General features: G+C 62.6%; 8 protein-coding genes. 1 reads left to right on the plus strand and 7 read right to left on the minus strand.

The features are described 5' to 3' along the window. Positions 1–202: 202 nt before the first annotated feature. On the plus strand, positions 203–2,587 hold the full coding sequence (locus tag AC0L17_RS00240) for a GMC family oxidoreductase N-terminal domain-containing protein (protein WP_473514322.1): 2,385 nt from the start codon (positions 203–205) through the stop codon (positions 2,585–2,587). 10 nt (positions 2,588–2,597) lie between these two features. On the opposite strand, the gene AC0L17_RS00245 is transcribed toward AC0L17_RS00240, so the two are convergent. The 7 genes from AC0L17_RS00245 to AC0L17_RS00275 form a co-directional block, all read right to left on the minus strand. Continuing rightward, entirely contained in the window at positions 2,598–4,151 is a 1,554-nt protein-coding gene (locus AC0L17_RS00245) for a patatin-like phospholipase family protein (protein ID WP_473514323.1), read from the minus strand. After that, a complete protein-coding gene (locus AC0L17_RS00250) occupies positions 4,144–4,674 on the minus strand; it encodes a hypothetical protein (protein WP_287291236.1) in 531 nt (176 codons plus the stop codon). The genes AC0L17_RS00245 and AC0L17_RS00250 overlap by 8 nt, the downstream gene beginning before the upstream one ends. 83 nt (positions 4,675–4,757) lie before the next feature. Continuing rightward, complete coding sequence (locus AC0L17_RS00255; protein WP_473514324.1) at positions 4,758–5,729, minus strand: alpha/beta fold hydrolase; 972 nt, start codon at positions 5,727–5,729, stop codon at positions 4,758–4,760. Between the two features lie 109 nt (positions 5,730–5,838). Further along, on the minus strand, positions 5,839–6,762 hold the full coding sequence (locus tag AC0L17_RS00260) for an acetoacetate decarboxylase family protein (protein WP_473514325.1): 924 nt from the start codon (positions 6,760–6,762) through the stop codon (positions 5,839–5,841). A 10-nt stretch (positions 6,763–6,772) separates the two neighbouring features. Then, complete coding sequence (locus AC0L17_RS00265; protein WP_287291239.1) at positions 6,773–7,819, minus strand: esterase/lipase family protein; 1,047 nt, start codon at positions 7,817–7,819, stop codon at positions 6,773–6,775. A 55-nt stretch (positions 7,820–7,874) separates the two neighbouring features. Then, positions 7,875–9,146 carry a metallophosphoesterase family protein gene (locus AC0L17_RS00270; protein WP_473514326.1) on the minus strand — a complete coding sequence of 424 codons (1,272 nt, stop codon included), beginning with the start codon at positions 9,144–9,146 and terminating at the stop codon, positions 7,875–7,877. Positions 9,147–9,300: 154 nt separating this feature from the next. Beyond that, positions 9,301–9,780 (minus strand): hypothetical protein, encoded by a 480-nt coding sequence (locus AC0L17_RS00275; protein ID WP_473514327.1) that lies wholly within the window; start codon positions 9,778–9,780, stop codon positions 9,301–9,303. Positions 9,781–9,969 lie beyond the last annotated feature (189 nt).

Raw genomic sequence — 9,969 nt, forward strand, 5'->3', positions numbered from 1 at the left:
TTCGATCCGTTGTCAAACGCCGGGAGGCTTGGCTTCGACGCCCGCCGATTGCGGGCGCACGGCCTCCTCGATGCAGCCGTCCCGCAGGAGACAGCGCCGTAGATTGCCGCTCCTTCCAAAATTGCGTCAGTTGTGATCGAATGCAACTACAGAGCGCTAATGCTGCACCGAACAGGGCAATGAGCAAGAGAGGTACGCTCCGATGAACCCTACCCGTTCAGAAGGCTCCTCGCACGCCGATCGGCTCTCCTCCCCGGCGGCCAACATCAAGGACCACTACGACGCGGTGGTGGTCGGCTCGGGATACGGCGGCGGCGTAGCAGCCTCGCGCCTTGCCCGGGCGGGCCGAAAGGTCTGCGTGCTGGAGCGCGGGCGGGAGATTCGTCCTGGCGAGTATCCGTCGACCATGCTGGCGGCGACGCGCGAGTTGCAGCTCGATACGCCGCTTGGGCATGCCGGGCCCCGCACCGGCTTGTTCGATGTCCGCCAGAACGACGACATCAACGTCGTGCTTGGCTGCGGTCTTGGCGGCACATCTCTCATCAATGCCTCGGTCTCGCTGAAGCCGGATCCGCGCATCTTCGACGATCCCCGCTGGCCGAAGACGGTGCGCGACGACGTAGCCGGCCCGCTGGAACAAGGGTTCCTTCGGGCTAACGAGATGCTGAAGCCTGCGCCCTATCCGCAGAATTTCCCCGCGCTGCCGAAGCTGCAGGCGCTCGAGGCCATGGCCGCCGCCCTTGTCCGCGACGGGACCGCGCCGCCAGGCGTCTTCAGCCGGCCGCCGATCAACGTCACCTTCAAATCCGGCGTGAACCATGTCGGCGTCTGGCAGAATGCCAGCAACGGCAATGGCGACGACGTGACCGGCAGCAACGATGGCGCAAAAAACTCCACGCTGATGAATTATCTCCCGGACGCCCGCAATCATGGCGCCGAAATCTACACCGAGCTGTGCGTCCGGCGGATCGAGCAGAGCGGCGACGGAAAGTGGCGTGTCCACTATCAGCTTCTCGGCCTTGGCCGCGAAGCGTTCGACGCGCCGACCCTGAGCGTTACCGCCGATCTCGTCGTTCTTGCCGCCGGCGCGCTCGGCAGCCCCGAGATCCTGCTGCGCTCAAAGGCTGCAGGCCTCCCCCTGTCGGATCAGGTCGGCGCGGGGTTCACCGGCAACGGCGACGCGCTGGCCTTCGCTTACAATTGCGACCGCGAGATCCGCGCCATCGGACATGGCGCGCATGACCCTCAGGACATTGGATTTGTCGGACCCTGCATCACCGGCCTGATCGACTTGCGCGGGACGGACGTCCTGCAGGACGGCATGGTGATCGAGGAAGGCGTCCTGCCCGGCGCGCTCGCCGCGATGCTGCCGGGGAGCTTCGCCGCCGGCAGCAAGCACATCGGCCGCGATACCGATGAGGGCGACACTGTAGCGGAACGAGCCCGCGAGTTCGAAAGCCTTGTGCGCGGCGCCTACGCGGGGGCCCTCAACAACACGCTCACCTTTCTCGTGATGGCTCACGACGATGCCAACGGCCGGCTGCGGCTCGTCGACGACCGCATTCGCGTCGAATGGCCGGGCGTGGGCAAGCAGGAGGTTTTCAGAAAAATCGAAAAACGTCTCGAAGAGGGAACCCGGGCGCTCGGCGGCACCTACATCAACAACCCGATCTGGAACGATCTCTTCGACCAGCGGCTGGTGACCGTGCATCCGCTCGGAGGCTGCCGCATGGCGGAGAGCGCCGAGGGCGGAGCGGTCGACGGCGACGGTCGGGTCTTTGCCGGGGCGCAGGGCACGGCGGTTCACGCAGGCCTATACGTGCTCGACGGCTCGATCATCCCCTTAAGCCTGGGCGTCAATCCGCTCTACACGATTACCGCGCTGAGCGAACGCAATCTCGCGAAGATCGCCGCCGACCGAGGCTGGCAGATCGACTACACGCTGCCGTCCAGGCCGCCGGCGGCGCAAGACGCAAAGATCGGCATCAGCTTTACCGAGACGATGCAGGGTTTTTGGTCGAACGCAGTGCAGGACGAGGATTATGATCGCGCTTTCAGGGAGGGAAGGCGGTCGAACTCGCCCTTCGCCTTCACGCTGACCGTCGTCGCCGACGACCTCGACGCCCTGATCGAGGACGACGCGCACGCCGCACGCATGGTCGGAACCGTGACCGCTCCTGCGCTTAGCGCCGAGTTCCTAACCGCGACGGAAGGAACCTTCAACCTCTTCATCAAGGACGCAGAAGACGCGGCGGCGAAGCGCATGTCGTACCGCATGCGCCTGCGGGCATCGGACGGAAAAGTCTATTTCTTCGAAGGCTTCAAGCGCATCCGTGACGAATTCGGCCCCGATGTCTGGGACGACACCACGACGCTTTACATCACTCTGCGCGAGGGCGGCGACGCCGGGGCTCCGATCGTCGGCCGCGGTATTCTAAAAATCAGGCCAACCGATTTCGCCAGGCAGATGACCACCGTCGAAATCAGCAACGCAAAGACTCTTGGAGAGAAAGCGGAAGCCCAGGCGCGCTTCGGCCGCTTCTTCGCCGGCGTGATTTTTGAGGTGTACGGCAGCTCGCCGTTCTAAGCGCGGAAGGTCAGCGCCAGACTTTCCACCACGGTTTTCGCACCGCACGGTCGTAGATCTCGCCAAGAAAGAAGTGACCGAACTTCGCCGTTACCGCGAGGCCATCTGCGAGCGAAGGCGCGCCCGGAGAACGGATGCTCAGCACCAGCTTCGCCAGGTCGCCCGGCGCAAGCTTCAGCACACCCGCGCCGATGACGGGTCCCAAGGCGTCGCGTCCTTTGTGCAGGTGCACGTGGAGGGTGCTCATATCCGCCCCAAGGTCGGAGCCCCCGCCAACCCGCACCTCCTTCCGTCCGACGAGGTGCAGGTCTTCGCCCTCATGCTCGAAGCTGAGCGCGTAGACGATCGACTTGATGGCCGGATCGCCGCCCGCCGAGAGAATCTTGAACCTGCCGTGCTTGGCAGGGACATTCTCTCCGAAGACGGGGTGATCGATCCGGCCGGTGAGACGGCCAGAATAGGACGGGTCGGCAATGAAGCGATCGACGTCGTCAATGTGGATGCTTGCGTGCAGCGCGAGCTCGGCGCCCTCGCTCTTGCCCCTGCTCTCCCCGGCGCGGGCATCGGTCTCTCCACGCGAAAATGGGCCGCTCAGGCTCTCGCGGAACGCGACATCGCGGGTCGGGCTCGACATCTGCGTGACCGAAGGGTCGAGAGGCGAGCCGGATTCCGTGAAGCCGGCGAGATACTCGGCCGCATCCGCATAGCCGAGGTCGATGAGCGAGGCGCTGTCCGTCCGCCCGAAGTAGAGGTCGGTGTCGTATGGCAGCGCATATCGCGGCCGGATGACGTGCAGTCGCACGGGCGTCTCGCGTCCAAACGGGCGGTCGCCGGCGGCGATCCGCTCGTTCAAGTCTCTGATCCTTTCCAGCGCTATGTTCAGCGCCCCATTAGCGCCCATCTCCAGCATCTGCATGTAGATGTTGAACATCCCACCCTTGTACTGCGGCGTATTGTTCAGCGCCCACAGCAGCCACAACTCATCCGCACCCCTTCGGATAGGCTCAATGAGATTTGCGTCCTGGACGAAACCGGTATCGAGAAGAATCTCACCGTCGGTGCGGAGCGGCGGGTAGACGCCGGGTAGCGAAAGACCGGCGATCAGAAGATCGGTGGTAATGCTCTGGTGATCGACGACGCGAACCGACTTTGCTTTGTAGTCGAGGACGTTGAACGTAGCGTCGACGCCCTGCGCCGAGCGCAGTCGTTCGATGTCGATGCCGAGATGCGGCAGGATGACAGCGCGGAAATTGTCTGCATCGACAAGCGCCTCGAGATTGGGCAGCCGGAGATACTGCTCCACGGCGAGCGGCGACAAAGTTGCCGCAATCGGCAGTGACCGCCAGCGATCGCAGATCTCGTTCGGATGGAGGCCGCAAAGCAGCATCGCCTGGGTGAGGCTGCCGCCCGAGGTCGCGTCAAAATGCTGGAAGCGGAGCCCGGCCTCGAAGAGAGCCCGGAATGCACCAGCCTGGTACGACAGCCGGATACCGCCCCCCGACAGGATCAACGCGCGCCTCGGCCCCGCGCGACCGGGCGACGCCGCGCCGTGCACCTCACTCATGATTCTTGCCGAGAACGCAGAGGACGAAGTAGCCGATGAAGATGCGGCCACGTTGCCATGGGAATTTGTAGTGCATCTGTCCGAGAAGAACGCCGTCCTCGATCTGCCGCACGTCGTCGATCAGGCCGTACATGATCGAGCCGAACGGGTATCTCAGCGTCAGGCAGTCGTTCTCGTCCACCTCGGCTCGCTTGATAAAAGTCTCGAGCCTGTAGCGGACCGGTCGAATCCTGTTGCTGAACAGATTGGCACCGCGGCCATGCAGTTTTCGGTCGAACCGCGTCAAAAAGACCTTTCCCGTCCACCTTGCCCAGGGGCTGGCGAGAAACACCTTGATGAACCAGTCGGCCCACCAATAGTCGCGGGCCGGCTTCGCCAGCCAGGCGCCGGACGTTTCTCCCTTGATGTCCTCGAAGTTCGGCACTTTTCCTGAGCGAAACAGCTCGTCGAGGGCCGGCAGGCCGAGCCTCTGCAGCCGTATGTGGATGCCCTTGGATTCTTCGACGGAATATCTGGCAGCCATGATAGTCGCTCCCATCCAATCGTTCGGTCGAAGCAAATGCAGCAAGCATCGCGCCGCCCGTACGAAACGAAAACTCTAGCCCTCTAGGTGCTGGCGAGGTGTTCAGTCACAAGAGGAAAAACATCTTGGGCGGCGTTCTCGCCGAGCATGCAGTCGACATGGCCGTAGTTTGGAATGACATGCCGCTTATAGAGCGCCGCGCCGTTTTCGGCGGCGAGCCGTTCCAGCGTCAGCTCGGTGCTTCGCGGCAGGACGCAGGTGTTTTCGCCGCCATGCAGCAGCGCTACGGGGATCGCCATGCGCTTGAGGTGTGGCAGGTAGGCCTCCTCGCCGGAAGCGTTGACGAGATGGCCAGCCCGCGACAGCAGCGACAGCTGGCGGAGAGCGGTCAGGTTCACGCGGCCAAAGAATTCGTGCAGGTTGGCATGCGTCGCCGCGCTGAGCTGATCGTGCTCGTAGAGATGGCCGTAGATAGCCGTTATGCGCTTGCATACCGGGCTGCGGCAGTCTTCCTCGGCTCCCATCGGGGAATGGCTGAGGAGAGAATTGTAGAGACGGCTCCCCCAAGCCGCCTTTCGATCCGTATAGGCCGTGACTGCGTCCGCGCCAAGCAACTGCAACGCCTCCGGCATGCGAAGCTTTGCCTTGACCCGGTTGCCCGGCGTGACGAGAAGGTCCGTCGACACCTGTGAGCAGACTGCCGCCCGAACACCCTGCAGACCCGCCAGCATCGCCATGGTGAAGGTGGAGCTGCCGACGCCATGGCAGACGACCTGGAGGCTGGGAGATCCGCTGAGCTCGAGCACGGCGGCAACGGCCGCCGGATAATCCTTCGCTGCCACGTCGTCGAGCGTCGAGGGAAGTTTGGAGGCCGGCAGCTCGATGCTCAGCCGGTGATCGAGCAGCCACACGTCGAAACCGTGCTCCACCAAATGCTCGACGAGATTGGTTTCGATCGTATCGAGCGAATACATCGAGCTCGACACGCCGATGCAGTGCGAGAGGAGCACAGGTCCGCGCGAGCCGCCGTTATATCGAGTGAGCCGCAGCTCCACCCCATCCCTCGAACTGAATGGATGGAGACTTGGCGCGCCCGCGCGCAACGGGCGCCGAGCCCGCGGCGGGGAATCGGGATCGAAAAGCTCTTGCGCCGCCACGACCTGCTCAGCGCCGCACTGTGCGCGCCGGCGCCGCGGAGCCGACGTTGAGCGGTTCTCCCGCATCCGCCGATGGCGGCGGCAGCCAGTCCTTGTCCTGGCCGAGATGGTAGACGCTCTCCAGGCCCTCACCGGGATTCTGATCCGGGGATTCCGAGCTGAGGAACCAGCTCTCGAAATGGTCGTCCAAAGTACCGCGCGTACTCGGGAAGTAGGAGACAAGGAATGGATCGGAGCTGATGTCGAGCTCTTTCAGCTGCTGTGCACGCGGGTGCGTCCCAAGCGTCAGCTTGGCACGCGCGCGCCTGAAGGCCAGGAACCCGAACTTACCCTTAAAGTGCACATACGACTTCATCAGCATGCCGCGAAACTGGCAGTAATTGGCGCCGCTGAAGGACCCAGGGATCCACGTCTTGGCCGGGCGCGCAATCTCGATCTTGACCACCAGCTCGCCGTCCTTGTCGTACTGGCTGCTGACGCTGTCCGGGCCGATCAGGAAATCGAGATTCGCCTGATGTTTCGGCATCCCCCAGATGCCTTTCCCCCCTTTGACCGAAATCTCGGTGCTGACCGGCAGGTCGATCACATACTGGCCCGTCCCGTAGAGCTTCTGAAAGACTGCGGGCAGCAGCGGTGGGCCGGGTCGCGCGCCGTGCGTGCACGGGATGCCTATGCTGAACTCGATGTACTTGCCGATATCGGTGATCCGGTAATCGACGACAGCGATGATCAGCAGCGCGCGATCCCGCTTCCAGATGCGCAACGGATGCAGCTCGTTTCCCGGCATCAACGCCTTCGCTCTATCGGCATCGATGGTGTAGGCGGCCATGAGCCCCGGTGTGTCCTCCGAACTGATCGGCATCTGGAAGGAAATGCCGTCGACCAGTGCGTAGCGGCCGGTCTGCTGTTCTATCCTTCTCGGTTTGCCCATCCTCGCCCCCTCAGCTCGCTGCCAATTCCTGAAGGATGGTCGGAAAAATGTCCCGCCCGGCGTTCTTCCCCATGAAGATGTCTAGGTGGCTGTAGCCGGGAAACACGTGCAGGAAATGACGGCCCGGCGCGTGTTTTTCGAAATGATCGAATGTGCGCTGCTGGCTCTCCGGGAGAAAACACTTGTTGAGCGCGCCCGCGAGGAACGAGAACCGCGCATCGGTGCGCGGCGCTTGATCGGTGTAGGACTTCGGCAGCCGATCGGTTTCGATGACGTTGACCAGGCTTCCGTTCCGCTCGCAGCGCTCGATGTGCCGGAAGAACGTCATGGGGACCATGCCGAATTCGGCGTTGAGCCAGCGATGCGTCGCGTCGTTCAGATTCGCGTGCTCCCAGAGCGCCGGAAAACCGGTGCCGTAGACGAAGCTCACCATCTTGCAGACGGGATTATCGCATTCGTGATGGGTGAGTTTCACGGCCTGCGCTACGAGCTTCGGAAGGAAGCCCGGGGCGGAATCGCCCCATTGCGGATTGAGGTAGGGCAGGATCGGCTGAAAAGTCGGAATGGCATAGCGCAGCTTGCTGACCGACCAGCTCGGCAGCACCGGGTGCAGCGACACGGCGTTGCTGACGATCGCCTTGACCTCCGGCACCAGCCCGGCCACCGCCGACATCATGAAGCTCGTGGAGCCCTGGCAATGGATGACGGCCTTGATCTCGCTCTGGCCGGTCTCTTCGACGATTCTTTGCACGGCGCGCGGGTGATCGTGCAAAGCGGCCTGGTCGAGCGTCCACAGATTGGGCGGAAGGTCGATGCTGGCGCGCCAATTCTCCAGCCACACATCGTAGCCCTCCGCGACGAGAGCATCGACCAGCGTAACCTCGACCGGCGCGCGAAAGATGCTGGCGCGAACGCCGGCGCCATGGACTAGGAGCACCGGCCCCCGCGTCGGGGCGCTGTCGCCCCGCACATTAATGAGGTTGAGGGGAAACCCGTCACCCGCCGCGAAATGTATCACGCGTTCCTGATAGGCGGGGCGTCCGTTCCCATTGCTCATGATCGGTTCATCCGATCAAAACCGAACGCGACACGATCGATGATGGCGTCTTGCTTCACGTCACTGGCCCGGCAAAAATCTCCGTGCCGTCGGGGAGGTGAATGCGCTCGGTCAGGTTCGGGCCGTCAAATTCCAGCGTGAGGTAACCGTGCGGACCGAATTTTTTCTCATCGCCCTTCACGAGCGGGTTCTCACCGTCGAGCACGAGGCAGGCCGGAGCATCCTCGTTTTGCGACAGCCGCTTCCAGGCAACAGCGTCGAGTGGCCGCTCGGTCGGAGCATTCCTCACGATTGATTTCCGCGGAGAAGGAATGCCGCCGTTGCCGATGCAGCGTCCGAGCATGCCGGACTGCGCATGCCTGTCGTAAATGATGCAATCGTGCTCATGGCCCCAGTACCAGGCGGTGATAGCCTGCTGCTGGAATAGGCCGGCAAGGGCCGCCTGAAGCCCCGGTCCCTGCTTGTCGAGACGAGAGAAGGGCTGGTGGTGAGAGAACAGGATGGCTTTTCGCTGTCCCTTCTTCTGCATGACCGATTTGAGCCAGGCGAGTTGCTGTTCATCGATATCATGATTATCGGTGTGCGCTGTATCGAGCCCGACCAGCAGCCAGTTGGCATTCTGAAGCGCGAAATAGCTGGACGGCTGGCTGAAGTGCGGAAGGATGTCGTCGAAGTAGGCAAATCCGCCTGAATACATTTCGTGATTGCCGTTGAGCGCACGGCTGACCTTCCCTGCGCCGGTCGGCCAGGCGTCGATAAAGCGCTTCTTCGATTCCTTCTTCGTCCCCGAATAATAGATGTCGCCGAGATGGAGCAGCAACTCGTAGCCGCCCGCCTTTTTGATGGAGGCAGCGGAAGCGGGCGCGCCGTAAAGGTTGGTCCCCCAATCGGCAAGCGCCGCGACACGAGCTTTGTCGGCGATCGCGCCGACTTTGTCGTCCGGCGGACGGACGATCGAATGCCAATTATCCTCTCTGACGTGATCGAAGACGCTCTTCGCCCATCCCCAGATGTCGCCGCCGGTCAGGCCTTCGCCGAACTGCGCCTCAAGCCCGCCTGAAGGGAGCGGCCGTCCCACCTCTGCGTCTTCGGCCATGCGGCTCTGGAGCATCGAGGCGTCGCGGTCTGGTACCGTGATCAGAACGTCGGCGCTGGTCTTGGCGGTTTCCTCACGGAGCTTTTCGAGAGCGCTGTTGTAGCGGTCGACAACCTTTTTTGTCTCCGGATCAAAAGCAGCCTCCAAGCCCGATCCCATGTTCTTGGCACCCTCCAGAGAGCGCAGCGTGACGACCGGCACCGCCGTCTCGGATTGCAAGCGTTCCGCCATGGTCCTCCTCCCATCCCCCTCTTACAACCTGCCCGAGGGTTAAAATCCCGCGCTCGAAGTCAATCATAGGTCTTGTTCGGATCGGCGTTCAAGTCTGCACCCGCCTCTCCGGCAAGTCTGTGCGTTTCCCCACAGACTTGCACAGGGCGTGACGCTAAGGCAACTCTCCGGCGCGGAAATAGCCAAACAGGATGGCGTTGAGCTTGGGGTCGAAGAACGCGTTTCGACCGAAGAAGGCGTGGGGGAACAGCCGGAGTATCGGGCGGCGCTCGCTGCGATAGAATGTGATCGGGCGGCCGAGTGCTCTTCTGGCGCTATCGATGACCTTCGTCGTAACGGCATAGACCATCTGCTGGTGAAATCTGGGGTCTGACTCGCTCGGCGGCAGACCTCCCTCCATCAGCAGTGCGGGCTCATTTAGGTTCACGCTGGCATAGTACTGATTATTCCACGCATCATAGTCGTGGACCTCGATGACCGATCCACGCGGCCCCGGCATCAGATCGGGCTCGTTGTCGACCTCGATCGCAATCCTGTACGGGGCTCGGCGCCCACTCATTGGATCGGTAGCGTAGATGCGAAGCCGCCGCTTTTCGGCGTCGCGATTGGCGTAGTCGCTCTCGTACCGCTTCATCGCTTCCCCCACCAAGCGCTCTTAGGCGAACTGTATAGTAACTGCAAAGCGACATATGTCACAGACCGTGTCTTCCTGGCGCGGGTTGGATGAAAAGGCACCGTTCGCCTCAGCAAGCACATTCGAGAAGCGACTACTGCTTTCATTCCTGACACCGGCCTCCAGCGTTAGGCCCTCGGGCCGCTCTCG

Source organism: Mesorhizobium sp. WSM4829 (assembly GCF_055811475.1).

Excerpts from the sequence above, each read along its gene's own strand:
- AC0L17_RS00250 (WP_287291236.1), bottom strand. The coding sequence starts at position 4,674 with ATGGCTGCCAGATATTCCGTCGAAGAATCCAAGGGCATCCACATACGG.
- AC0L17_RS00265 (WP_287291239.1), bottom strand. The coding sequence starts at position 7,819 with ATGAGCAATGGGAACGGACGCCCCGCCTATCAGGAACGCGTGATACAT.
- AC0L17_RS00260 (WP_473514325.1), bottom strand. The coding sequence starts at position 6,762 with ATGGGCAAACCGAGAAGGATAGAACAGCAGACCGGCCGCTACGCACTG.
- AC0L17_RS00240 (WP_473514322.1), top strand. The coding sequence starts at position 203 with ATGAACCCTACCCGTTCAGAAGGCTCCTCGCACGCCGATCGGCTCTCC.
- AC0L17_RS00275 (WP_473514327.1), bottom strand. The coding sequence starts at position 9,780 with ATGAAGCGGTACGAGAGCGACTACGCCAATCGCGACGCCGAAAAGCGG.
- AC0L17_RS00270 (WP_473514326.1), bottom strand. The coding sequence starts at position 9,146 with ATGGCGGAACGCTTGCAATCCGAGACGGCGGTGCCGGTCGTCACGCTG.
- AC0L17_RS00245 (WP_473514323.1), bottom strand. The coding sequence starts at position 4,151 with ATGAGTGAGGTGCACGGCGCGGCGTCGCCCGGTCGCGCGGGGCCGAGG.